At 73.4% G+C, this 23,658-nt stretch carries 19 protein-coding genes; 10 read left to right on the top strand and 9 right to left on the bottom strand.

What is annotated here, in order from left to right; genetic code table 11:
- Window positions 1-146: 146 nt before the first annotated feature.
- The 4 genes from J2S43_RS29995 to J2S43_RS30010 form a co-directional block, all read right to left on the bottom strand.
- On the bottom strand, window positions 147-878 hold the full coding sequence (locus tag J2S43_RS29995; RefSeq protein ID WP_306834923.1) for an SEC-C metal-binding domain-containing protein: 732 nt from the start codon (window positions 876-878) through the stop codon (window positions 147-149).
- Between the two features lie 23 nt (window positions 879-901).
- A complete protein-coding gene (locus J2S43_RS30000) occupies window positions 902-2,269 on the bottom strand; it encodes an FAD-dependent oxidoreductase (RefSeq protein ID WP_306839529.1) in 1,368 nt (455 codons plus the stop codon).
- 15 nt (window positions 2,270-2,284) lie between these two features.
- Window positions 2,285-3,421: a carboxylate-amine ligase gene (locus J2S43_RS30005; RefSeq protein ID WP_306834924.1), complete on the bottom strand. Its 1,137-nt coding sequence runs from the start codon at window positions 3,419-3,421 to the stop codon at window positions 2,285-2,287.
- A gap of 125 nt (window positions 3,422-3,546) precedes the next feature.
- A complete protein-coding gene (locus J2S43_RS30010; protein WP_306834925.1) occupies window positions 3,547-4,353 on the bottom strand; it encodes an Fpg/Nei family DNA glycosylase in 807 nt (268 codons plus the stop codon).
- A 179-nt stretch (window positions 4,354-4,532) separates the two neighbouring features.
- Between J2S43_RS30010 and J2S43_RS30015 the strand changes: the two genes are divergently transcribed.
- Complete coding sequence (locus J2S43_RS30015; RefSeq protein WP_306834926.1) at window positions 4,533-6,335, top strand: putative bifunctional diguanylate cyclase/phosphodiesterase; 1,803 nt, start codon at window positions 4,533-4,535, stop codon at window positions 6,333-6,335.
- 193 nt (window positions 6,336-6,528) lie between these two features.
- Here J2S43_RS30015 and J2S43_RS30020 read toward each other — a convergent pair whose 3' ends face one another.
- Together J2S43_RS30020 and J2S43_RS30025 are read right to left on the bottom strand one after the other, a co-directional pair.
- Window positions 6,529-6,996 (bottom strand): esterase-like activity of phytase family protein, encoded by a 468-nt coding sequence (locus J2S43_RS30020; RefSeq protein WP_306834927.1) that lies wholly within the window; start codon window positions 6,994-6,996, stop codon window positions 6,529-6,531.
- Window positions 6,975-7,838, bottom strand: a complete 864-nt coding sequence (locus J2S43_RS30025; RefSeq protein WP_306834928.1) for an esterase-like activity of phytase family protein — start codon at window positions 7,836-7,838, stop codon at window positions 6,975-6,977. The genes J2S43_RS30020 and J2S43_RS30025 overlap by 22 nt, the downstream gene beginning before the upstream one ends.
- A gap of 46 nt (window positions 7,839-7,884) precedes the next feature.
- Here J2S43_RS30025 and J2S43_RS30030 point away from each other — a divergent pair, with 46 nt between their 5' ends.
- The 3 genes from J2S43_RS30030 to rocD all read left to right on the top strand — a co-directional run bounded on the left by J2S43_RS30030 (window position 7,885) and on the right by rocD (window position 10,667).
- Entirely contained in the window at window positions 7,885-8,400 is a 516-nt protein-coding gene (locus J2S43_RS30030) for a hypothetical protein (RefSeq protein WP_306834929.1), read from the top strand.
- Window positions 8,401-8,641: 241 nt separating this feature from the next.
- Complete coding sequence (gene ddaH, locus J2S43_RS30035; protein ID WP_306834930.1) at window positions 8,642-9,445, top strand: dimethylargininase; 804 nt, start codon at window positions 8,642-8,644, stop codon at window positions 9,443-9,445.
- A gap of 1 nt (window position 9,446) precedes the next feature.
- Complete coding sequence (gene rocD / locus J2S43_RS30040) at window positions 9,447-10,667, top strand: ornithine--oxo-acid transaminase (RefSeq protein WP_306834931.1); 1,221 nt, start codon at window positions 9,447-9,449, stop codon at window positions 10,665-10,667.
- Between the two features lie 60 nt (window positions 10,668-10,727).
- On the opposite strand, the gene J2S43_RS30045 is transcribed toward rocD, so the two are convergent.
- On the bottom strand, window positions 10,728-11,531 hold the full coding sequence (locus J2S43_RS30045; RefSeq protein WP_306834932.1) for a hypothetical protein: 804 nt from the start codon (window positions 11,529-11,531) through the stop codon (window positions 10,728-10,730).
- 93 nt (window positions 11,532-11,624) lie between these two features.
- Between J2S43_RS30045 and J2S43_RS30050 the strand changes: the two genes are divergently transcribed.
- Both J2S43_RS30050 and J2S43_RS30055 read left to right on the top strand, forming a co-directional pair.
- Window positions 11,625-11,927, top strand: a complete 303-nt coding sequence (locus J2S43_RS30050; RefSeq protein WP_306834933.1) for a 4a-hydroxytetrahydrobiopterin dehydratase — start codon at window positions 11,625-11,627, stop codon at window positions 11,925-11,927.
- Between the two features lie 57 nt (window positions 11,928-11,984).
- Window positions 11,985-13,133 (top strand): FHA domain-containing protein, encoded by a 1,149-nt coding sequence (locus tag J2S43_RS30055; RefSeq protein ID WP_306834934.1) that lies wholly within the window; start codon window positions 11,985-11,987, stop codon window positions 13,131-13,133.
- A 533-nt stretch (window positions 13,134-13,666) separates the two neighbouring features.
- Here J2S43_RS30055 and J2S43_RS30060 read toward each other — a convergent pair.
- Together J2S43_RS30060 and J2S43_RS30065 are read right to left on the bottom strand one after the other, a co-directional pair.
- Complete coding sequence (locus J2S43_RS30060; protein ID WP_306834935.1) at window positions 13,667-15,532, bottom strand: rhamnogalacturonan lyase; 1,866 nt, start codon at window positions 15,530-15,532, stop codon at window positions 13,667-13,669.
- A 137-nt stretch (window positions 15,533-15,669) separates the two neighbouring features.
- Entirely contained in the window at window positions 15,670-16,995 is a 1,326-nt protein-coding gene (locus J2S43_RS30065; protein ID WP_306834936.1) for a serine/threonine-protein kinase, read from the bottom strand.
- 149 nt (window positions 16,996-17,144) lie between these two features.
- Between J2S43_RS30065 and J2S43_RS30070 the strand changes: the two genes are divergently transcribed.
- Genes J2S43_RS30070 through J2S43_RS30085 form a run of 4 tightly spaced genes read left to right on the top strand, consistent with a single transcriptional unit; the run spans window position 17,145 to window position 23,393 of the window.
- Window positions 17,145-17,981, top strand: coding sequence for a patatin-like phospholipase family protein (locus tag J2S43_RS30070; protein WP_306834937.1), 837 nt, complete (start codon window positions 17,145-17,147; stop codon window positions 17,979-17,981).
- Window positions 17,982-17,986: 5 nt separating this feature from the next.
- Window positions 17,987-19,033 carry a 1-acyl-sn-glycerol-3-phosphate acyltransferase gene (locus J2S43_RS30075; protein WP_306834938.1) on the top strand — a complete coding sequence of 349 codons (1,047 nt, stop codon included), beginning with the start codon at window positions 17,987-17,989 and terminating at the stop codon, window positions 19,031-19,033.
- A gap of 10 nt (window positions 19,034-19,043) precedes the next feature.
- Window positions 19,044-19,364: a divalent-cation tolerance protein CutA gene (gene cutA / locus J2S43_RS30080; protein ID WP_306834939.1), complete on the top strand. Its 321-nt coding sequence runs from the start codon at window positions 19,044-19,046 to the stop codon at window positions 19,362-19,364.
- Window positions 19,365-19,412: 48 nt separating this feature from the next.
- Window positions 19,413-23,393, top strand: a complete 3,981-nt coding sequence (locus tag J2S43_RS30085) for an SCO7613 C-terminal domain-containing membrane protein (RefSeq protein ID WP_306834940.1) — start codon at window positions 19,413-19,415, stop codon at window positions 23,391-23,393.
- Window positions 23,394-23,658: the final 265 nt, after the last annotated feature.

The raw sequence follows: 23,658 nt of genomic DNA on the forward strand, positions 1-23,658 counted from the left end.
AAGGCCGCGAACCGGCGTCCCACCGGCACTCAAGGCCGCGAACCGGCGTCCCACCGGCACTCAAGGCCGCGAACCGGCGTCCCACCGGCACTCAAGGCCGCGAACCGGCGTCCCGATGCCGTTCTGGCGACATCGGGACGTCCCGATCATGAGTGGTTCGCGGAGGCGGGTGGCTGGGTGGGGGCTCCGCAGCACTTCTTGTACTTGCGGCCGGAGCCGCACGGGCAGGGGGCGTTGCGCGGCGGGTCCTTCGGGACGACGTCGCGCCTCCACGTCCAGGATCCGGCCGAGTCCGTGAACTCGTGGTCGAACGCCGCGTTGACGTGCCGGTGGCGCTCCACCGGGTCGGCCGGGAGTTCCGCGGGCGCGAGGTCGTCGAGCATGTCGGGGTCGCGGCCGAGGGCCCGGCGCACGCGGCGGCGGGAGGTGAGCAGCATGCCGGCCACGGTCGCGTCCGGCGCGGGGCTGGCCTCCATCTCGTCGAGCTGTTCCTCGGTGAGCAGCGCGGCGCCGCGGCCCAGCCAGCGCTCCGCCGCGACCAGGTCGCCGCGCGTCTCGAAGAACTCGCCGGTGATCATGCAGTGGCCGTCGTCGAGCAGCGGGTCGCGGCGGAGCCGGCGCAGCACGGCGTCGGCCTCGTCCTGCTCGCCGCGCTCGAGGTGGATCTCGGCCACCTCGATCATGGCGTACAGACCGAACTGGTCGCGTACCTCGGCCAGGTCGTGGAGCACCTCGAACGCGCGCTCGACGTCGCCGGCGTGGCGCCAGGCCACACCGGCGTCCAGCAGGATCTCGCTGCGGTCGGCGGGGTTCTCCTCGGCCTCCGCCTCGAGATCCCGGGCACGGTCCCGCAAGAGCCGGCTGTCTGCTGTCACCATCCGGCCAAAGTACCGGAAATGCCTCACCGGTCCGCGGCGAGTACCTCTTCCGCGGCCTTCCGGGCGGCGATCAGCACCGGGTCCCAGACCGGGGCGAACGGCGGCGCGTAACCGAGGTCGAGCGCGGTCATCTCGTCCACCGTCATGCCGGACCAGAGCGCCACCGCGAGCGCGTCGATGCGCTTCGCGGCCTCGGAGCGGCCGACGATCTGCGCGCCCAGCAGGCGGCCGGTGCGGCGCTCGGCCAGCAGTTTCACGTGCATGGTGGCGGAACCCGGGAAGTACCCGGCCCGGCTGGTGGACTCGACCGTCGCGGTCACGTAGTCGAAGCCGGCCGCGGACGCCTCGCGCTCGCGCAGGCCGGTGCGGGCCACCTCCAGGTCGCAGACCTTGGTGACCGCGGTGCCGATCGCGCCGGGGAACGTGGCGTACCCGCCGCCGATGTTGATGCCGGCCACCCGGCCCTGCTTGTTCGCGTGCGTGCCGAGCGGCAGGTGCACGTTCCGGCCGGTGATCAGGTGCCGGGTCTCGACGCAGTCGCCGGCGGCCCAGACGCCCTCGTGGCCGTGCACCCGCATGCGCAGGTCGGTCAGGAGCCCGCCGTGCTCGCCGACCGGGAGACCGGCGGAGCGGGCCAGCAGCGTGTTCGGGCGGACGCCGAGGCCGAGCACGACCACGTCCGCGGGCACCTCGCCGGCCGCGGTGGTGACGCCGGTGACCCGGCCGTGTGCGCCGGTCAGGCCGGTGACCTCGGCGCCGGTGCGCACGTCGATGCCGAGCCCGGTCATCGCCTTCTTGACCAGCGCGCCCATGTCCGGGTCCACGGTGGACATGGGCGCGTCGCCGCGTTCCAGCAGCGTGACGTCGAGGCCCCGATTCATCATCGCCTCGGCCATCTCGACGCCGATGTAGCCGCCGCCGATCACCACGGCGCGCCGGACCTCCGGGGTGAGCCACGAGGCCAGGCGGTCGCCGTCGTCGAGCGTCTGCACGCCGAAGACGCCGCCGAAGTCCACGTCCGCCCACGGTGGGCTGACCGGGACCGCGCCGGTGGCGATCATCAGGTAGTCGAAGCCGAGGTCGGAGTCGCCCGCATCGGACTTCACGGAGACGCTGCGTGACTGCAGGTCGATCGAGACGACCTCGTGCCGTACCCGCAGGTCGATGTCCTGGTTCTGTTTGAAGATCTCGGGCGTGCGGACGATCAGGTCGTCGCGCGCGTCCACCGCGCCGCCGATCCAGTAGGGGATGCCGCAGGCCGAGTACGACCCGTGGTCTCCCCGCTCGAACGCGACGATCTCCAGCCGCTCGGCCGGGACGCGCTTGCGCGCCTGGGAGGCGGCGGACATGCCCGCCGCGTCGCCACCGACGACGATCAGTCGTTTCATCACCACGCCGACGATGATTTACCCGCGCGTGGCCTCGGTCAACGACGTGAGCACGCCGTCGAGCGTGGCGTGCCTCGCGAACGCGGCCCGCTGCCGCGCCGCGCCGGAGCCGTGCGAGCGCAGCCGGCTCATCAGGACGGTGGCGATCTCCAGGTCGCCGTGCCGCTCCAGCTGCGGGCGGACCAGGTCGAACAGGCGGCGCAGCAGGTGCCAGGCCGGTCGCGGGCGCTGGTTGACCAGGTCGACCGCGACGCCCTCCAGGCCGTCGTGCGCGGCCCGCCAGTGCGCGGCGGCCAGCAACTGCTGGTTCATCGCGGGCGCGGGCAGTCCCGCGCCGACGTCCGTGATCGCGGTGGCCACCAGCGCCCGGATCAGCGCGGCGACCAGCATGGTGTCCTCGAGCGACGGGCAGACGTCGCCGGCCCGGATCTCGACCGCGGGGCCTGTCGCGGAGAGCCGGGCGTGCCAGTGGAGCATCGAGTCGTCGAGCACGGCGCCGGACGCGATCAGATCGTCGAGCAGGTGCCGATAGTGCGCGTACGACTCCAGGTGCGGCGTCGGGCCGACGGACGGCCAGCGCTCCCACATGATCGAGCGCCAGCTCGCGTACCCGGTGTCGACGCCCTGGTAGAACGGCGAATTCGCGGTGACCGCGTGCAGCACCGGCAGCCACGGCCGGACGTGGTTGAGCACCTGCACGGCCAGTTCCGGATCACCCACGCCGACGTGCACGTGCATGCCGTTGAGCCCGTGGCCGGGCGCGAGCGGGCCGAACCGCTCCGCCGTCCGGTGGTACCGCGGCAGGTCCGCGACCGGCGCGTCCGGGCCGGTCAGCGGGCCGGCGCCGATCGCGACCAGTCGCGCGCCGGCCGCCTCGGCCGCGTCCGCGACGCCCTCGCGGAGCAGGCTCATCGACCGCCACAGCGCGTCCAGACCCGCGACCGGCGGGGCGGCCACGCCGATCTGGGTGCGGAGGTAGGCGTGCCGCACGGACGCGCGCAACGCCGGGGAGACCCGGTCCAGCACCGCGTCGACGACCGGCGCCGGCTCCGGGCGTTCCGCGTCGAGCAGCAGGAACTCCTCCTCGACGCCGAGGGCGAGCACGCCGGCCGGCGCGGTGCTGATCGGGGCCGTGGTGGTCGGCGTCACGCTCACAGGTCGGCCCTCCGGGTGCTCGGGGAGACGGGAGTCGGCGGCGGCGGACGCTTCCCGGATCCGCCGCACGCCGCGCTGCCCTCCCGATCACGCTAGCGGCGGGCGGGAGCGGTCAGGCCGAAACCTCATTTTTGGCAGACCGGGCACCAGTACGTGTTCCGGTTCGCCAGCGTGCCCTTCCGCACCGGTGTCCCGCAGACCAGGCAGGGCTGGCCGGCGCGCCGGTAGACGTAGACCTCCCCGCCGTGCCGGTCGACCCGGGGCGCGCGCCGCATCGCCTCCGGCGTGTGCGCGACGTGCACGGTGTCGATCCGGCCCTGCGCCACGCCGTCCTTCATCAGCGCGCGCAGGTCCTCCCAGATCTCGGTGAACGCGGCCGCGCTCAGCGCCCGGCCCGGCGTGGTCGGCACCAGCCCGGCGCGGAACAGCACCTCGGTCGCGTAGATCAGGCCCGGACCGGCCAGCACGGACTGGTCCATGATCAGCGCAAGCAGCGCGGCGTCGCTGCGGGTGATCCGCGCGTACGCCGGGGCCGGGTCCGCGTCGTCGCGCAGCGGGTCCGGGCCGAGCCGCGCGTGGATGCGCGCCACGCCGTACGGGTCCAGCACCTCGCACGCGGTCGGCCCGCGCAGCTCCAGCCAGCCGTGCTCGCCGGCCAGCCGCATGCGGATCAGCCCGACCGGCTCCGGCACCGGCAGTGGCCCGGTCGCGAACTTGCCGTAGAGCCCCAGGTGGACGTGCACGATCCGGTCGCCGGCGTAGTGGTGGAACAGGTGCTTGCCGTACGCGGAGGTGTCCTCCAGTATGCGGCCGGTGACCAGCTCCGCGTCCGCCGCGAACCGGCCCTGCGGGCTGGTCACCTCGACGGACTGCCCGGCGAGCAGCCGGCGGTGGGCGATCGCGAGGCGGTGGATGCTGTGTCCCTCGGGCATGGTCCGAAAGATACGTGGTTGAGCGATACATCACTGCGGCCGGTCGCGTCCCAGGTCACGCAACCCTGTTGTCGGTGGAATTTCCATAGGAGCAAAAACTCGGGTTCGACGATCTTCAAGGGACGGTACCGGCCGGTATGCTGGCCACCCTGATCGAGCGGCCCGCACGAGGGGACACCGTGGAGCTGAATCTCACGGGTGACCGGGTGATCGGCCGCTGGGCCCACATCATCCGACGGCGGTTCCCGGCCGCGGAGACGCTGACCGAGCAGGCGCGCGACGACATCGCGTCGCTCGCCTCCACGCTGCGGCTGGTGCCGGCCGACACGCCCTGCCCGGTGCTGGACGAGCTGTTCCGCGGCCGTCCCGGGCTCACCTCGGTCGCGGTCGAGGGGCCGGACGGGCGCCTCGGCCTGATCATGCGGGAGCGGTTCCTGCTCGCCATGTCCGGCGCGTTCGGCTACGGCCGGCCGCTCGCCAACCGGCAGACCGTGGCCGAGCTCACCGACTGGCACCCGCTGGTGCTGCTGGCCGGCACCAGCGTGCTCACCGCGGCGCAGCGGCTGCGCACCCGGCCGCGGGAGGCCCGCTACGACGACGTGATCGTCTCCGACGGCGACACCCGGCTCAGCTCGGTCTCGGCCGCGTTGCTGCTGGACACGCTGACCGAGCGGCTCTCCGCCAAGGTGATCCGCGACGAGCTGACCGGGCTGGCGAACCGCGCCCACTTCCTGGAGCAGCTGGAGGCGGCCTGCATCGACGCGTCCGACCCGGACGTGCCGGGCCCGCGCGTGGTGGTGGCGTTCATCGACCTGGACCACATGAAGAAGATCAACGACTCGTTCGGGCACCACGTCGGCGACGTGGTGCTGACCTCGCTGGCGGCCCGGCTCGCCGCGGTCGCGAAGGAGGACGAGCTGGTCGCACGGCTCGGCGGCGACGAGTTCGCGGTGCTCACCCGGCTGCCGGACGAGGCGACCGAGCCCGAGGTCAAGGAGATCGGCGACCGTTACCGGGCGGCCGCGGCGGAGACCGACCCGATGATCCTGCCGGGCGCGCGGACCAAGGCCAGCGTGGGCGTGGCGACCTCGGGCGTGCGGGCCGACGCGGAGACCGTGCTCAGCGCCGCGGACATGGCCATGTACCGGGCGAAGCAGGCCGGCGGCGACGACGTGGTGACCGTCATGGGCGTGGACGCCGGCCTGCCCGGGGACGTGGAGCAGGTCGACCGGTCGGTGCGGCAGGCGATCGCGGGCGACGAGCTGCGCCTGGTCTACCAGCCGATCGTGCGGATCTCGGACCGGACCATGGTGAGCGTGGAGGCGCTGGTCCGCTGGGAGCACCCGCGCCTCGGGTGGCTCTCGCCGGACCGGTTCCTGCCCGGCGCGGAGCGCACCGGGCAGATGCCGGCGCTGGACCGCTGGGTGCTCCGGACCGCCTGCGCCGATCTGGTCGCGCTGACCGAGCGGTTCGGCGACGCGGCGCCGCCGTCGGTGAACGTCAATGTCTCCACCCGCACGCTGGCCACGCCGTTCGACGTGACCGTGCTGGACGTGCTGGCCGAGACCGGGCTGCCGCCGGACCGGCTGCGTCTGGAACTGCCGGAGACCGCGGACCTGACGCTGCTGGCCGGCGCGCACGCCCGGCTGGAGCGGCTGCGCGAGTCCGGCGTGCACCTGACGCTGGACGACATGGGCGCGGGCTCCACCACGCTGCGGCACCTCTCCACGCTGACCGTGCACGGCATGAAGATCGACCAGGTGTTCGTGGCCGGCATGCTGGACAACCCGCGCGACCACACCGTCGTCAAGCTGCTCACCGACCTCGGCCACGGCCTGCAACTGCGCGTCACCGCGGAGGGCGTCGAGACGGCCGCCCAGCTGGAGGCCCTGGCCGCGCTCGGCGTCGAACACGCCCAGGGCTGGCACATCGGCCGCCCCGCACCCCTGGAGGACCTGGCCGCCTCCCTGACGGCCTCGTAGGACCCGAGATCAGGGCGTCCCTCACGTCGTTGGAACAACCGCGGGGACGCCCTGATCATGGGCGCCTTTTTCGTGACCACACGGACACTGACAGGAAGGAGCGCCAGCGACGACCGGTGCCCGCGGGAGCAGACGGGCCGGACCACGCCGGAAGCGGGAAGATCCGCTTTTGATGCTTTTGTGATTTTTGCCGTCAGAGGAGCTTGCGGGCCGGGCCGAGGCGGAGCAGGACGGTTTCGCCGGTCGCGTCCTCCAGGCCGTCGTTGTCGGTGATCGCGTAGACGGTGCCGTCGCCGCCGATCGTCAGGCCCTCCAGCTTCTCCTGCGTCCAGCCGTTGCCGGCGCGCAGCGCGGGCAGCACGTCGATCGCCAGCTTTTTGTGCAGCACCGGCAGCGTGCCCGCGGCCGGGTCCCTGGCCGGGGCCGTGACCGTGTAGACCCGCTTGACCTTCGCGGCCGGGCCGTTCAGCTTGTCCCGCTCGATCACCGCGAGCGTGTCGCGGTCGACCGCCACGATCTCGGAGAGGCCGATCCAGTCGCCGGCCGTGGTGGTCGTCTCCAGCCGGTAGCCGAACCAGGTCCAGGACTTCGTGGCCACGTCGTAGCGGCCGATCCGCACCACGCCGGCCGGGTCCGTGCTCAGCTCGCGCTGCAGCGCCACCCAGACGTGCTCGCCGGAACGGCCGGTGACCGCGGAGACGCCTCGATGCCCTGCTTGGCCAGCCCGGACGCCACGTCGGCCGGAAGAGCGACCACCTCCACGGTACGGCCGGCCGCGTCCAGCCGGACCAACTGGTTGCCGGCGCCGGTGGCGCCCTCGACGCCGAGCCAGAATCCGCCCTGCGCCCGCGCGGAGATGCCCTCCGCGTCGTAGCCGGCCGGCGCGCCGGACGCGTCCGTCACCGTCAGCTCACGGTTGATCTCGGCGGGCGTCCTGCCGGTGTCGATGGTGAGGATCCGGGTCGGCGAGTACGCCGCGTCCGTCACCGAGTAGAGCCGGTCCTTCTTCCCCGGCACCGCGGAGAGCGCGCCGAGCGCGCCCCAGCCGATGTCCTTCGTGGACACGATGCCGGGGAAGCCCGGCCGTTCCGTGCCCAGCCGGAAGAGCGTGAGGCTGGACCGCACGTTCACGTCGGCCTCGTCGGTCTCGCTGGAGACCGCGAACAGCCCGCGCGACGGGATCGGCAGCAGGCCCTCCGGCCCGTTCGTGGTGGCCAGGATCTGCCGGAACGCCGGGCGCACCGGGTCGCTCAGGTCGTAGACCGCGACGAAGTTGCTCCGCTCGGACGCGACGAACGCGTAGCGCTTCCCCTGGTACGTCGCGACCGCGAGGCCCTCCGGCTCGCTGCCCTTGTTGTCCGCGCGGCCGTCGTTGTGCAGCCCGTGGGTGACCGCGAGCCACTCGAACGTGTTGCCCGCGTCCCAGGCGACCCGCCCGGTGCGCGTGTCGAAGACGGTCCAGCCGCGGGGTGAACAGCGAGCGATGTGTGGCGATCCGCGCATTCGGGTACCAGAGGTGAAACCCCCATATCACTCCAGGAGGTGCACCGTGCGGCTCCCCACGTTCACCCGATCGGCGGGCACGACGACCACCGCCGACGATGAGACCACCGCGGTTCGTCCCGCAGTCGCGCCGCGCGAGAAGGTCGACGACCGGACTCCGTACGAGAAGGGCTCCACCGACGTCATGGAGCGCCCGGCCACGCCGCCGGCGCCGCCCGTGGTGGTCGACCACGGTCCGCGCGCGCGGACCAGCGTCCTGGCCACGGTCGGCCTGGCGCTGAGCGTCGGCGCGGCCGCACTGGTGCTGTCCGGCCCGCTCGGCGGCTACGGCATCGCGGTCGCCGTGATCGCGTTCCTCGCCTCGGCCGGCGGTTTCGTCGCGACCCGGCGCCGGCACGTGGCCGGCAAGTTCGACGGGCTGATCGGCATGCTGGTCAGCGCCGCCGCGCTGATCGTCGGCATCCTCTCGGTGACCGGCGAGCTGTCCTGGCTGAGCCTGGACACCGACACGGTCCGGCCGGCGCGAGAGTGGCTTGACGCACAGTTTCCGAACTGGTTCTGACGGGCATATGTAAGTCAGGCACGACGAGCGGTTCGCTCGGGGGCGGTTCGCCCGGTGCCGGAGCTTGGGGGCGGTGGTTCACCGCCCCCATTAAGCTGTTCAGGCAACGTTTCGCCGTCCGGGCGCGGATCAACGCAACGAATCGCCGCCGGACGCAACTGTTCTCGGTGGATCGGAAAACGGCAGCGGCCATAGCGTTCTCGGTGAGACCTCTCGCTGAAGAACCCGTGGAGCCGCACCCATGTTCTCGCACCGGCGCTACCTCATGTGCCGCCCGACGTATTTCGCGGTCGAGTACGCGATCAACCCGTGGATGGACCCGGCCGCGCCGTACGACACGGAGCTGGCCGTCCGGCAGTGGACCGCGCTGCGCGAGGTCTACACCCGGCTCGGGCACACGGTCGAGGAGATAGACCCGCTGCCCGGCCTGCCCGACATGGTGTTCGCCGCGAACGGCGCGACCGTGGTCGACGGCACCGTGCTCGCGGTGCAGTTCCGCGACCCGGAGCGGGCCGACGAGGGACCGGCCTACGCGAACTGGTTCCGCCGCGCCGGCTTCGACGTGGTCGAGGCGAAGGCGGTCAACGAGGGCGAGGGCGACATCCTGCTCGCCGGCGGCGTGCTGCTGGCCGGCACCGGGTTCCGCACCGCGCACGAGTCGCACCTGCAGGCCCAGGAGGTGCTGCGCCGCCCGGTGGTCTCGCTGCAACTCGTCGACCCGAACTACTACCACCTGGACACCGCGCTCTGCGTGCTGGACGAGCGCACGATCGCGTACCTGCCGGAGGCGTTCACGCCCGGCAGCCGCGAGGTGCTGCGCCGCCTGTTCCCGGACGCGATCCTGGCCGGCGCGGACGACGCCGCGGTGCTCGGCCTGAACGCGGTCAGCGACGGGCACAACGTCGTGCTGCCGGTGCAGGCCGGGAACCTCGCCCAGCAGCTCACGGACCGCGGATTCCGGCCGATCGGGGTGGACGTGTCCGAGCTGCGCAAGGCCGGCGGCGGACCGAAGTGCTGCACGCTCGAGATCCGCGCGGGAGACTGACATGATCATCGACGACCTCACGCTGACGCCGAAGGCGCTGGCGGACGCGGAGCGGTGGACCGCGCACAACTACCACCCGCTGCCGGTGGTCATCGCGGAGGCCGAGGGCGCCTGGGTGACCGACGTCGACGGCCGGCGCTACCTGGACTGCCTCGCCGGTTACTCCGCGCTGAACTTCGGGCACCGGCACCCGACGCTGATCGCGGCCGCGCACGCGCAGCTGGACCGGCTCACGCTGACCAGCCGCGCGTTCGTGCACGATCAGTTCGCGGCGTTCTGCAAGGGGCTCGCCGAGCTGTGCGGCCAGGACCTGGTGCTGCCGATGAACACCGGCGCGGAGGCGGTGGAGACCGCGATCAAGGTGTCCCGGGCCTGGGGCTACCGGGTCAAGGGCGTGCCGGCCGGCCGGGCGGACATCGTCGTGGCGGACGGGAACTTCCACGGCCGGACCACCACGATCATCAGCTTCTCCACGGACGCGGACGCGCGGAACGACTTCGGGCCGTACACGCCGGGGTTCACGGTCGTGCCGTACGGCGACCTGGACGCGATGGCCTCCGCGATCACCGAGGACACGGTCGCGGTGCTGATCGAGCCGATCCAGGGCGAGGCCGGCGTGCTGGTGCCACCGCCCGGATACCTGACCGGCGTGCGCGCGCTCTGCACCGAACGGAACGTGCTGTTCGTGGCCGACGAGATCCAGTCCGGGCTGGGCCGCACCGGCGACACGTTCGCCTGCGACCACGAGGGCGTCCGCCCCGACCTGTACCTGCTGGGCAAGGCGCTCGGCGGCGGCATCGTGCCGGTCTCCGCGGTCGCCGGCCGGCGCGACGTGCTCGGCGTGCTCCGCCCCGGCGAGCACGGCTCCACGTTCGGCGGCAACCCGCTCGCCTGCGCGGTCGCCACCGAGGTGGTGAACCTGCTGGCCACCGGCGAGTTCCAGCGCCGGTCCGCCGCGCTCGGCGGCCGCCTGCACGCCGGGCTCACCGGCCTGATCGGCAGGGGCGTCATCGCGGTACGCGGGCGCGGTCTCTGGGCCGGCGTGGACATCGACCCCGCGCTGATGACCGGCCGGCGCGCCTGCGAGCTGCTGCTGGAGCAGGGCGTCCTGGCCAAGGACACGCACGGCTCCACGATCCGGCTCGCTCCCCCGCTCACCGTGACGGAGGACGACATCGACTTCGCGCTCGGCCGGCTGACGGCGGTCCTCAGCTCCCCCTGAGGGCCGCCAACCGAGAAGGGCCGCCCCGTCTTCTTCGGGGCGGCCCTTCTCAGTGCTGTCTCAGTTCGTGCCGAACGGGTTGTAGAGCTCGTTCGGCGCCTCGGTCACCTCGGACGGGTTCGGCGGCGTGACGGTCACGGCCGTGCCGTAGTCGGTGTAGTCGATCTTCAGCGGGCCCGCCGCCTCCGGCGAGACCTTCTGGATGTCCACGGTCAGGTTCGTCAGCCGGCCCTGCGCGTCCGTGGTCGCGGTGAACGGCACCTTCTGCGCCGAGCCGTCGCCGAGCGTCACACCGCTCAGTCCGGTCACGCCCGCGACCTTGGACAGGTCGACCGTGCCGGTGAAGCCGTTGGTGCCGTTCTGCTGCACGTCCGCGCTGGCCGCGATGAACTTCGACGCCTTGGCCGGGTCGGTCTGGCCGGGCGAGATGCTGAAGTTCTCGGTGCCGGACGCCTTCTGCGTGTCCAGGTGCATCCAGCCGGCCGGCAGCGCCTCGCCGAGACCGGTCACCTTCGCCCACGCGTCCGTGCCGATCAGCAGCGTCTGCAGCGTGATGTCACCACCGTTCGCGCCGGTCAGCCGCATGGTGGTGTCGCCGGACTCCTTCACCGGGTCGATCTGCCCGGTGACCGAGACCGCGTCGCCGATCGTCATCGTCGTCTTGTAGCTGGTCGTGCCGAGCGCCTGCGTCGACGCGGCCAGCGCGGTGTCCGCCGCGCTCGGCGGCACCGTCGTGGCCATTCCGGTCGGCGTCGCGCCGACCGACGGCAGGGAGATCGTGGGCTCCCCGTTCTCCGCGCAGCCACCCAGCGCGAGCACGCCCGCGACGGCCACGCTCGGAACCCACAGAATTCGGCGATCCATCAAGGTCTCCTCCGTCGTGTCCTCGGATACAACCCTGTCTTTCCCCGACCGCGTCGCCGGGCAAACGAACCGCAGGCCGGTTAGGGTCGAGACATGGCGCAGTTGCTGGACGACGCAGCGGTAGGCAAGGCACTCGCGCAGCTCACGGGCTGGATCGGCGATCAGGAGGTGATCGTGCGAACCGTGGAGTTCCCGAGCTTCCCGGCCGCGATCGTCGCCGTGGTCGACATCGCCAAGATCGCTGAGGAGCTCGAGCACCACCCGGACATCGACATCCGGTGGCGCACGGTCACGTTCCGCCTGACCACCCACTCCGACGGCGGAGTCACCGAACGTGACATCACGCTCGCTACCCGGATCGACGAGATCGTGGCCAGCGTGCTGTCGCAGCCCTAGATTTCGTCACGCCGGGCGCTACCGGCATGATGTAGCTGCCCTGGCGGGAGGTTCAGCGTGAGATTCGAGATCAGCAAGGTGCTCGACGCCATCGAGCGGCGCCTGTGCGTCGACCCGGCGATGGCGCGTGCCGTCCTCGACCTGTCGGAGATCGTCCGATATCAGGACCTCGATCAGGGCCGGCCGGCCAGCATGCTGCGCCTCGGCATGGTCGTCGACGCGCTCGGCCGTCAGCTCGCCGAGGAGGACGTGCCCGTCTACGTGGTGCTCCCCCGAGCGCTGCTCTCCGACGCCGACCTCACCTCCAACGAGCGCATGGTCGCCCGCCGCTGGGCCGACGACGGGCTCGTCGAGGTCGTGCCGCAGATGAACGACCGCGTCCTGGAGATCGCGGACATCCTCGGCCTGCCGGTGCTCAGCCGCGACCGCTTCGAGGGCCTCCGGGGGACGTACCCGTGGCTCACCGAGCCCGGCCGGCTCGTCGCGCCGGTCGTCGGCCACGGCGGCGCCGCGCTCGTCGCCCGCGTCGGCGGTGGCCAGGCCGCGTCCGGCGCTCCGTCCCCGGCCGGCGTGCGCCTGATGAGCCGGATCTGGCGCTGCCCGGAGAGCCCGTGCGCGAGCTTCGGCAGCGCCGACGGTGGCGACAGCTTCTTCGCCGACCTGCGCCAGCCCGAGCAGGACGCCCGCCCCGGCGCACAGCCGCCGCCCACGCTCCGCAACGGCGCACCCACCTGCCCGCGGCACGGCGCCCGCCTCTCCGACGCCGGCCCGCGCCCGGCCGCGGAGGCGCTCGCGATCCGCGTCGGCGGCGTGGTCCGCCAGCGCTTCGTGGTCGTCGCGGACGAGCCGCTCGAGGTCGGCCGCGCCCCCGACGGCGGCATCATGCTCGGCCAGTGGCTCTCCGACGAGGCCCGTAAGTGGATCAGCCGCGCCCACGTCCGCTTCGACCTGCGCGGCGGCGAGCTCTCCGTCACCGACGTCAGCACCAACGGCACCGGCATCCGCCCGGGCGGCAGCATGGACGAGGACGACCGGCTCATCATCAAGCGCAAGACGCGCGTGCTGGAGCCGACCGACCTGGTCGAGCTCTACCCCGGCGTCCACGTCGGCCGCGCCCGCAACTGGTCCTCCGGCGGCGTCTCCGACCCGGTCTCCGTCCTCACCGACGCGCCCACGATGAGCCTGCGAGTCGTACCGCGATCCTGATCCCGCCGCGTTTGACCTGATCGGAACGACGAGGCCTTGATCAGGGCTGACTGCAGAAAGATCCAGAGCCAGATCGTCTTCCCGCTTCCGGCGTGGTGCGGCCCGCATGCTCCCGCGGGCCAACCTCGCGGCGGCCTCCGCCGCCGCTCCGGACGCCGCATCGGAGCCGGTCCCGACGCTGGTCACCGAAACCCACGCGATTCCCGCGCCGCGACCTCTCCGGCCCCGCGCCACACGCCGCGCGGCGGGAGTTCGAGACGGACCGCGTCCGCGGCGGCTGCCCGGTGCCGCGCTGCACGTGCCGGAAGCGTGCGGGCGGGTTCGGGGTCGTGGTGACCAGCGGCGGGACCATTAGGGAGGAGCCCTGGCGACGGCCGGTGCCCGCGGGACCCGGCTGCCGCCCCGGCCCCCGCCCCGGAGCCGGAGTGAACCCCGGTCCTCCGCGACCACGCCGGAAGCGGGAAAGGCAGTGGAGCCCGAAAGGGCTCCCCGGCGCAACCAGCGGGGAGCCCTTTCAGCGTGGCGGCAGGGGGCTACCGGACGTGGATGGCGGGCTGGGCCGGGGTGGTCATGCCCGCGCCGATGAAGAAGCTCGGGTGCGGCGGCTGGTTGTAGCCGGTGTTCTGCCAGGCGATCGCGGTGCGGTACTGGGCGTCGTGCATCAGCGTGTGGATGCGGGTGGTGGTCTCGTGCGGCGTCGAGTAGATGCGGAGCGCGGTGCTGTCCGCGGTGCGCAGCACCAGTTCCTCGCGCCAGTCGCCGAGGATGTCGCCGGACAGCGACGGGTTGGCCTTGGTGGAGTTGTTGGACGCGCCGTCGCCGGTGAGCAGGCGGGTGTCGCCGGCCGTGCCGTACTTGGCGATCTTGTTGCCGTCCAGCAGCTCGCGGACCGGGTCACCGTCCCACCAGATCAGCATGTTGGTCATCGACGGCTTGCGGCCGATGTCGGCGCCGGCGGTGTTCCGCAGGCCGGCGTCCGCGGACGACCAGGACTCGGCGCCGGGCGAGCCGGCCCAGACGTCGCCTGCGACGCCGCGGCCGTTGTCGCCGTTCGCGGCCGTCTTCCAGATGATCGCGCCGGTACGCGCGTCCCCCATCCACATCGCCGGCTTGGCGGAGTCCTCGTCGACCTTGAAGACCTCCAGGCCGGCGCGGGCCGGGATCAGGTCGCCGACGTGCAGCGCGTCGCCGTGGCCGTTACCGGTGTTCCACAGCTTGGCGCCGTTGTCGTCGAGCGCCATGGATCCGTAGACGATCTCGTCCCGGCCGTCCGCGTCCACGTCCGCGATCGAGAGCTGGTGGTTGCCCTGGCCGGCGTAGGCGCTGTTGCCGGACGTGTTCGTGTCGAAGGTCCAGCGCTGCTTCAGCGTGCCGTCCCGGAAGTCCCAGGCGGTGATCACCGAGCGGGTGTAGTAGCCGCGCGCCATGATCAGTGACGGGCGCGAGCCGTCCAGGTACGCGGTGCCGGCCAGGAACCGGTCGACCCGGTTGCCGTACGAGTCGCCCCAGGCCGAGACCGTGCCGCGCGGCGGTACGAAGTTCACGGTGGACAGGGCGGCGCCGGACCGTCCGTCGAAGACGGTCAGGAACTCCGGGCCGGCGAGCACGTATCCGGCCGAGTTGCGGTGGTCCGCCGTGGCCGAGCCGATGACCGTGCCGGCGCCGTCGACCGTGCCGTCCGCGGTCTTCATCGCGACCTCGGCCCGTCCGTCGCCGTCGTAGTCGTACACCTGGAACTGGGTGTAGTGCGCGCCGGCCCGGATGTTGCGGCCCAGATCGATCCGCCACAGGCGTTGACCCTGCAGCGTGTACGCGTCGACGTACACGTTGCCGGTCACGCCGGACTGCGAGTTGTCCTTGGAGTTGGACGGATCCCACTTGACCACGAACTCGTAGTCCCCGTCGCCGTCCAGGTCGCCGACGGACGCGTCGTTCGCGGAGTAGGTGTAGCCGTTCCCGGCCGGTGGCACGGAGAGCTTCACGTCCAGGTAGCCGTTCGCGAACGTGAGCGAGGCCGGCGACGCCGCCGCCTCGGTGCCGTTCAGAACGGCCCGCACCGTGTACGACGAGCCGGCCGCGGCCCCCTTGTCCAGGAAGTTCGTGGCGCTGGTGGTGGTGACGCGGATGCCGTTGCGGTAGAGGTTGAACGACGTCGCGGCCGGTTCGGTACCGAGGAGCCGCCAGCTGACCAGGTTGTCGTTGCCGGCCCGGACGCTGACGACGCCGCGGTCCAGGTCCTCCGTCTGCCGGCCGGACTCGGCCGCCACCGTGGCCGTGGGCGCGGCGTCGGTGGCGGCCTGGGACGGTGCGACGAAGTAGGCGACCGCGCCGGCGGCGATCACTCCGGCGGCGCCGAAGACCGCGATCTCGCGTACCCGGCGGGATTGTGCTGTGGTCATTGAGATTTTCCGATCCGTGGAGCGCGCGCGACAAAAGGGGAAAAGTGGGCGTAGTCGCGCGTTACGGCAGAACGTTAGCGGTCAACATCAACACCGGCGCGGAGTTAAAAGGGACTTAAGGGAAGGATCACGCGGGTCTAAACCGCGGTCGCCAGCCGGTCCAGCGCCGCGCCCAGCTCGGTCGCGTACTCCGCGGAGATCTTGCCCTCGCGCAGCCGGTCGCCGACCTTCACGTGCAGGTTGCGCACCTGGGACGCGAGATCCAGCGCGCCGCCCGCGGCCAGGTTCGCCTCCAGGTTCCGCACCAGGTTGCGCAGGTCCTGGCCGGCGTCCGCGGTGATCTCACCGCGCGCCACTCCGTCGTCCAGGATGTGGCCGAGCGCCGCCATCGCCTCGCGGACCGTGGGCACCGGCGCGGTCGCGCTGGCCGGGACCGGAACCGGGACGGCGGACGGAGAGACGTAGGACGGGCTGCCGGCCGGTGCCGGTGTGGCCGCGTCCGCGGGCGGGTGCGGTGCGGCCAGCTGGGCCGGCGGGCGCAGCAGCGTGCCCGCGACCAGCGCGGCGGAGACGACCGCGACCGCCATCAGCGCGCCCGCGGCCGGCAGCGCCACCCGGCGACGGCCCCGGGGCCGGACCGGCACCGGCAGCAGCCCGCGCAGCGACGCCGCCACCTGGTGCGCGGTCGGCCGGGCGCGCGGGTCCCGGTCCAGGCAGCGCAGGCAGATCTCGGCCACGTCGTCCGGCAGCGCGTCCACCGGCGGCGCCGCCGAGCCGGCCAGCGCCACGGTCAGGTCGTCCCAGGTCTCCGCCGGGTACGGCACCCGGCCGGTCACGGTCTCGTAGAGCAGGACGCCCAGCGAGTAGACGTCCGTGGCGGGCTGCGCCGGTGTCCCGTCCAGCCGCTCCGGCGCCACGTAGGCCGGGGTGCCGAACGTGTCGCCCTCCTCGTCCTCGTCCGGCGCGCCGACGTGGGTGGCGATGCCGAAGTCGAGCACCTTGGCGCCGAGCGCGGTAAGCATGACGTTCGCCGGGGTCACGTCCCGGTGCACGATGCCGAGCCGGTGCGCGGCCGCGAGCGCCTCCGCCACCTCCGCGCAGACCCGCACCGCGTGCTCGGAGTCCAGCGGGCCCTGGCTCAGCCGCGCCTCCAGCACCTCACCGTGCAGCAGCTCCATCACCACGAACGCGGTGACCGTGCCGTCCGGGTCGATCTCCTCGCCGTAGTCGTGCACCGCGGTGACGTGCGGGTGGACGAACGCGGCGGCCGCGCGCGCCTCCTGCCGGACCAGCGAGCGGAACCGGGTGTCCGCGGCGAGCGAGGCGGCCAGCACCTTCAGCGCCACCGTGCGGTCGAGGACCTCGTCGTGCGCGCGCCAGATCACCGACATGCCGCCGGCGCCGATCCGATCGATGATGCGGTACCTACGGGCCAGCAGCCCGCCGGGGTGCAGCGAGGGCATCTCTCACACCTGATCACCTGGTGGGGACAAGCGGATACATCAGGCTGCGCGAATCCGAACGCGTTGTCAACGGGATGTTACGCGGGCGGACGTACCGTGCGAAACGGGCGACCCCGACCCACGAGCGGCGACATGTAAGGATGTTTCCCATGGTCAACGGCCCGGTCGCGTTCGTGCTAGGCGGTGGCGGTGTGCTCGGCGCCGTCGAGGTGGGCATGCTGCGTGCCCTGTTCCGTGCCGGGTTCACCCCCGACCTGGTGGTGGGCACGTCGATCGGCGCGGTCAACGGCGCGCTGGTCGCGGCCGACCCGGCCGAGGGGGTCACCGACCGGCTGGTCCGGCTCTGGGCCTCGCCGGAGGCCGGCGAGGTCTACGGCGACTCGCTCGCCCGGCAGCTGCGCCGGTTCGCGGCCCGCACCCACCTGCACTCGCCGACGCCGCTGCGCCGGCTGCTGGAGCGCGAACTCGGCGAGCAGACCACGTTCGAGGAACTGCGGGTGCCGTTCCGGTGCTGCGCGGCCAGCATCGAGCGGGCCGCGGAACACTGGTTCACCAAGGGGCCGCTGGTTCGCGCGGTGCTCGCGTCCGCGTCCGTGCCCGGCCTGCTGCCACCGTCGGAGATCGACGGCGAGCACTACGTGGACGGCGGCATCGTCAACTCGATCCCGGTCGACGAGGCGGTGCGGTGCGGCGCGAAGCTCATCTTCGTGCTGCAGGTGGGCCGGATCGAGCGGGCACTGGTCGCGCCGCGCCGCCCGTGGGAGGTCGCGCAGGTGGCGTTCGAGATCGCCCGGCGGCACCGGTTCGCACGCGAGATGGCATCGTTGCCCGATGATGTGGAGGTGCACGTGCTGCCGGCCGGGGGCGGCGAACCCCGCGACGACACCCCCTGGGCCTACCGCGACATGGCCGCGGTCGGCCGGCGGATCAGCCGCGCCTACACCGCGTCCCGCCGCTACCTGCAGGCCAACGTGAAGACGGAGTAGACCGCATGCCGTTACCCCCACGGTGGTTCCGCAGGCTCGTGCTCGGCCCGGCGATGGTGGCGTTCGCCGCCGTACTGCTGATGGGTCTTCCGGTCCTGCTCCTGGTGCCGCTGGTGCTGGCGCCGGTCCTGCCCGGCCGGCTGCGCCTGCTGCGCCTCGTCTGGGTCGGCGTCGTCTACGTGGTCTGGGACGCGGCCGCGCTGCTCGTGCTGCTCGCGCTGTGGCTCGCCGCCGGCTTCGGGTGGAAGAAGCGGACGCCTGCGTTCCAGCGCGCCCACTACGTGGTCACCGGCGCGTTCCTGAACACGCTGTTCCGGCTCTGCCGCGCCGCGCTCAACGTCGAGATCGAGATCGTGGGTACGGATCCGGACGTGGCACTGCCCGGCCGGCCCGAGATCGTGGTCTGCCGGCACGCCGGCCCGGGCGACTCGTTCATCCTGATCCACTCGCTGGTCAACACGTTCGCGCGCGAGCCGCGGATCGTGCTCAAGGACACGCTGCAGTGGGACCCGGCGATCGACGTGCTGCTCAACCGGCTGCCGACCCGGTTCATCGCGCCCGGCCACGTGCCCGGCGCGGACATCGAGAAGCAGATCTTCGACGTCACGGTCGGGCTGGACCCGAACGACGCGCTGGTGATCTTCCCGGAGGGCGGCAACTTCACGCCCAAGCGCCGGGCCAAGGCGATCAACCGGCTGCGCGCGCTCGGCCTGGAGAGGATGGCCCGGCGCGCGGAGAACATGCGGCACGTGCTCGCGCCCAAGCCCGGCGGCCTGAACGCGGCGATCGACGCGGCACCGGACGCTGGCGTGATCTTCGTGGCGCACACCGGGCTGGACAAGATGCTCACCGTCGGTGACGTGTGGCGGGAGCTGCCGACGGACAAGACCATCATGATGAGCTTCTGGTCGGTACCGCCGGAGGAGATCCCGACCGGCGAGCAGGAACGCATCGAGTGGCTCTTCGACTGGTGGAAGCGCATCGACGACTGGATCGAGGCACACCAGCCACAGCCCGCGCGGCCGATGCGTGCGAGGCGCCGGGAGCGGTAGCGTGCGCGGCGTGGAGCAGACTCATCTGGTGACCACCACGGTGGACGCCCGCCCGGCCGCCGACTCACTCGCCACCTCCGCCGTGCAGGCCCGGCTCGCCGCGTGCGCGCAGGTCGGCGGGCCGGTCACCAGCACGTACTGGTGGGAGGGCACGGTCGCGACGGCGTCCGAGTGGGTGGTGCAGCTCAAGACCACCACGGACCGGCTCGACGGGCTGATCGAGCATCTGCGGGCGGTCCATCCGTACGAGGTGCCCGAGATCGTGGCCGTCCCGGTCGAGGCGGGCAACCCCGACTACCTCTCCTGGGTGCACGCCTCGATCCACGACTAGGTACGCGAACTCTGTCCGCGCGTCCGCCGAACGCGACAGGATGCCGGGGTGCAGCCTGAACTCGCCCCCGAATACCCGTGCCCGTGGTGCGGCGCGACCGCCACGCTGGAGCGCGGATGCCCCGGCTGCGGCCGTGAGCCGAACCCGGTCGCGGCCGAGGTGATCGGGCTGGACGGGCGGATCGCCGCGCTGACACCGCTGGTCGAGACCGCGCGCCGGGAGTTGGAGACGGCGCGGCGGGTCTACGACGAGCGCGCCGCCACGCTGCGCGGGATGCAGCATCGGCGCAACGGGCTGCTGGCACGCATCCACGCGGTCGTCCTGCCGCCGCTGGTCCCGCCCGCGCACGTTCCCGTTCCCGTTCCCGCGCCCGTTCCCGGGGCGCCGGCGGCCCGGCCGGAGTCGTCCACGCGGACCGTGCAGAACGTGCTGTTCATCCTCGGCGGCCTGCTGCTCGGCACGGCCGCGATCGTCTTCACCACGATCGCCTGGGCCACGTTCGGGCTGGCCGGCCGCGCCGCGATCCTCGCGGGCGTCACCGCGCTCGCGCTGGCCGCGCCGCTGGTCGCGCTGCGCCGCGCCCTGCGGGCGACCGCGGAGACGTTCGCCGCGCTCGGCGTGCTGCTGATCCTGCTCGACGGCTACGCCGCGTGGTACGTGAACCTGCTCGGCGTCACCACCATGGACCCGGCACGGTACGCGGGCGTGGTCGCGCTGCTGGCCGCGGCGATCGCGGCCGGCTACGGCTGGGCGACCGGTCTCACCGGCCCCCGGCTGGCCGCGCTGCTGCTCGTCCAGCCGGTGCTGCCGCTGCTGCTCGCCCGGTCCGGCACCTACGTGACCGCACTCGTGCTGGCCGGAACGGCCGCGATCGACCTGGTCGCGGCCCGCTTCCCGCTTCCGGTCCGCGCCGGGGCGCGTTCCACCGATCCGGGGGTACGGACCGGACTGCGCGCGCTCGCCTGGCTGCTCTTCGCGGGCTGGCTGATCGCCGCGTTCGCGGCCTCGCTGTTCGCGCTGATCCCGGCGGACGGCGTGCCCGCGATCGTCGCGCCGACCGCGCTGCTCGCGGTCGCGGGGCTGCTGGTCGCGGGCTCGGTGGTGGGCGCGCGTCTCCAAGCGGCCGCGTCCGGCGTGTTCGTCGGCCTGGTCGCGCTCGCGGCGGTGCGGCCGGTCGTCGCGTACGGCGACAGGTTCTGGCTGGTCACCGCGGTCGTAGTGCTGATCGTGATCGCGCTGGCGGTGCGGGCCGTGCTGCCGCGACTGCCCGAGGCGGTGCGGCCGGGTCCGCGCGCCGGTGCGCTGGTCGTGCTCTGCGGGACGTATGCGGCGCTGGCGGCGACGACGGCAGTCGGCGTGCTGCTGGCCATCGATCAGGCCGGCGAGTCGGACCGGCTCGCCGCGATGGCGGACTGGCAGCTCCCGCTCGCGCTGGCGACGCTGCCCCTGGCGATCGCGCCGCTGCTGCCGCTCCATACGGCGAAGGCGTTCCTGCCGCGGGTGCCGCCGCCGGCCCCGGTACCGCCGCCCCTTTCGGCACCGCCCGTTGCGGTGCCGGCCGCTCCGGTGGCCGCCGGGCCAGCTGTTCCGGTGCCCGGGCCGGTTGCCCCGGTGGCCGGGCCGGCTGCTCCCGCGGCCGGGCCGGCTGCTCCCGTGCCCGGGCCGGCGCGGCATGTGGGTGGTGGCTGGCGGGGCTGGCACGACCCGGTGGTCGTCGCGGTGATGATGGGAGTGCTGGCGCTGCCGCTCGGCTTCACCATGCCGGTGGCGGCGGTCGCCGCGCTGGAACTGGCCCTCGGCGCCGTGCTGCTGCTCACTGCCGCACGCGAGCGGTTCGCGCGGTCCGTGCTGGTCCGGGCGCTGGCCGGGGCGGTCCTGGTGCTGGTCGCGCTCGCACTGACGGCGTGGCGGCCGGAGTCCTTCGCGCTGACGCTGCCGCTCTCGGTGGTGCTCGGGGTCGCGGTGGCGCTCCTCGCCTACGGCCGGAACCCGCGGCTCGGCCGCCCGGTGCTCGGCGCGGCCCTGACCGGCGTGCCGTTCGCCGCGGTCGCGGTGCTGGCCGGCGTGACGTCCCAGCCCGCGTGGGACGACGCGGCCGCGGCTCGCCTGTCCTTCGTCGCGGCCACCGCGGTGCTTCTCGCGGTGGCCGCGGTCCGGCGCTGGTGGCCGGCCTACCTCGGTGCGGCCGGCGTGGCGTTCGGCCTGGTCATGCTGTTCGCCGGCCTGCCGCTCGACCCGGGCCCCGACCCACGCCTGCTCTACGCGGCGGGCGCACTGCTGCTGACGGCGCTGGCCGCTTACGCACGACCGCTCCTCGCCTTCGCCCCGGACGCCACGGCGCCGCCCTCGCCGGGGGTTCAGCCCGCGGCACCAGCCGCGGCACCGGGCACCGCACCAGATGACCGGCCCGCGATTCCCGATGACGAGCGCGGCTTGCGGAGCGCCGGGCCGGCCGGGCCGGACGCCGCATCCGCAGGCGGCGGGGTACCGGCCGCGTCCGGGCACGGCATCCGGTCCGCGGACTCGCCGGACGTCGCCGCGACGCCCGCGCCTTCCGGCGGCCCGTCGCCTGCCGCGCCCGGCATCGCGCCGTTCGGTGCGCCCCGTGCGCCCGGTGCGATGCCCGGTGCCGGGCCGGCCGGGGCTCCGGCGCCGTGGTCGCCGGCGGTCTGGGGGCAGAGCCTGCTGGCACTCGCCGGTGGACCGCTGATCGTGGCCGTGCTGCTCGGCGTCGCGAACGCGATCCACACCGTCGTCGTGGTGCCCTACTCCTGGCTCAGCCGTGGCTGGTCCGAGGTGCCCACCGGCGTCGGCCTCTCGCCGGAGCCGGTCACGCTGCCGGTGTGGAGCGAGTTCGCCGCCGTCACGCTGCTGATCCCGGTGGTGTGGCTGGCCGTGCTGGTCACCGACCGGGCTCGTGGCCGCTGGGCCGCGCTCGGCGCCACCGCGGCCGCCGCGCTCGCCGTGCTGGTCGGCCTGGCCGCCGTCGGGGCGCCCTGGCCCGCGGTCCCGGCCGTCAGCCTGACGTTCGGACTCGCCGCGCTGCTCACTGCCGCGTGGGTACCGCGGACCGCGGCTCTGCTCGTACCCGTGGGGCTGGTCCTGAAGTTCGCGGCACTCGCGGGCGCGTCGCCGAGACCGGCCAGCACGCTGGCCGCGCTGGGCCTGTCCCTGATCGCGGGCGTGGTGATCGGCGCGACCGGCCGCGGGCTGCGCGCCCGGCTGAGCGGCTGGCTGGGCGCGGTGCTGGCCGCGATCGGCCTGGCCGGCACGACCGGTGCCGCGGCCGACCTGCCGCTCCGGGTGACCGCGGTGATCATCCTGGGCGTCGCGGTGGCCGCGCTGGCGCTCGGCGCGCTGCTGCGCCGGACCCGCCCGGCCGAGGCCGGCCCGGTCGAGGTGGCCGCGCACGCCACCGCCGTCGTCGGGTTCCTGCTGGTCATCGGCGTGGACCTGCGGTACGCGGCGGCCGTCGCGCTGCTCTGGAGCATCGCGATCGGCGTGCGGGCGATCTTCGGCCCGTGGCGCCGGCCGCTCGGCCTGACCGCGGCCGGCTGGCTGTTGCTGGCCTGGTGGCTGCTGCTCGGCTCGGTGCGGATCGGCGTCTGGGAGGCGTACACGCTGCCCGCCGCGCTGGTCGCGGCCGTGGCCGGCGTGGTCGCGGCGCGGCGGTGGCCCGCGCTGAGCAGCTGGCGCGCGTACGCGGTCAGCGTCACCGCCGCGCTCCTGCCCAGCCTCGCGCTGGTCCTGCTCGGCGACGCGTCCTGGCAGCGCCGCCTGCTGCTCGGCACCGGCGCGATCATCCTGGTCGTGGCCGGCGCGATCCGCCGCCGCCAGTCACCGGTGGTGCTCGGCGGCGGCACGCTGCTCCTGCTGTCCGTGACCGAGGTGGCACGCGTCTGGGACCTGCTGCCCCGCTGGCTCCCGTTCGCCCTGGGCGGCCTCGTCCTGGTCACCCTGGCGATCACCTACGAACGCCGCCGCCGCGACCTGACCCGGCTCCGGGCCGCCGTGGGCCGGATGAACTGAGCGAGCGCCGTGCCGCTCACGGACGAGACGCAGGCGAGGCTGAAGGCGGCCGGCGGCGGGATCCGCGCGGTTGGTGGTGACCACACACGGACACCGGCTCGGAGCCGGTGGAGAGCCGAGTTGGCGGGTTCCGGAGTGCGGGGATTCCGGTCGGCGTGCGCTCCTGAGGGGTACGGCCGGAGGGGATCCTCACAGCTTGCGCACGCACGCCGTACCCGCGACGGTTTGTCCGGTCCTGGGTTCTCCGCCCGATCGCCGCGCCGGA

This window comes from Catenuloplanes nepalensis (assembly GCF_030811575.1).
Taxonomy (GTDB): domain Bacteria; phylum Actinomycetota; class Actinomycetes; order Mycobacteriales; family Micromonosporaceae; genus Catenuloplanes; species Catenuloplanes nepalensis.

What these genes read in the sequence shown, in the direction of transcription:
- rocD (WP_306834931.1), top strand. Translation starts at nt 9,447, where the DNA reads ATGATCATCGACGACCTCACGCTGACGCCGAAGGCGCTGGCGGACGCG.
- J2S43_RS30075 (WP_306834938.1), top strand. Translation starts at nt 17,987, where the DNA reads ATGCCGTTACCCCCACGGTGGTTCCGCAGGCTCGTGCTCGGCCCGGCG.
- J2S43_RS29995 (WP_306834923.1), bottom strand. Translation starts at nt 878, where the DNA reads ATGGTGACAGCAGACAGCCGGCTCTTGCGGGACCGTGCCCGGGATCTC.
- J2S43_RS30050 (WP_306834933.1), top strand. Translation starts at nt 11,625, where the DNA reads ATGGCGCAGTTGCTGGACGACGCAGCGGTAGGCAAGGCACTCGCGCAG.
- J2S43_RS30060 (WP_306834935.1), bottom strand. Translation starts at nt 15,532, where the DNA reads ATGACCACAGCACAATCCCGCCGGGTACGCGAGATCGCGGTCTTCGGC.
- J2S43_RS30045 (WP_306834932.1), bottom strand. Translation starts at nt 11,531, where the DNA reads ATGGATCGCCGAATTCTGTGGGTTCCGAGCGTGGCCGTCGCGGGCGTG.
- J2S43_RS30070 (WP_306834937.1), top strand. Translation starts at nt 17,145, where the DNA reads ATGGTCAACGGCCCGGTCGCGTTCGTGCTAGGCGGTGGCGGTGTGCTC.
- ddaH (WP_306834930.1), top strand. Translation starts at nt 8,642, where the DNA reads ATGTTCTCGCACCGGCGCTACCTCATGTGCCGCCCGACGTATTTCGCG.
- J2S43_RS30065 (WP_306834936.1), bottom strand. Translation starts at nt 16,995, where the DNA reads ATGCCCTCGCTGCACCCCGGCGGGCTGCTGGCCCGTAGGTACCGCATC.
- J2S43_RS30025 (WP_306834928.1), bottom strand. Translation starts at nt 7,838, where the DNA reads ATGCGCGGATCGCCACACATCGCTCGCTGTTCACCCCGCGGCTGGACC.
- J2S43_RS30010 (WP_306834925.1), bottom strand. Translation starts at nt 4,353, where the DNA reads ATGCCCGAGGGACACAGCATCCACCGCCTCGCGATCGCCCACCGCCGG.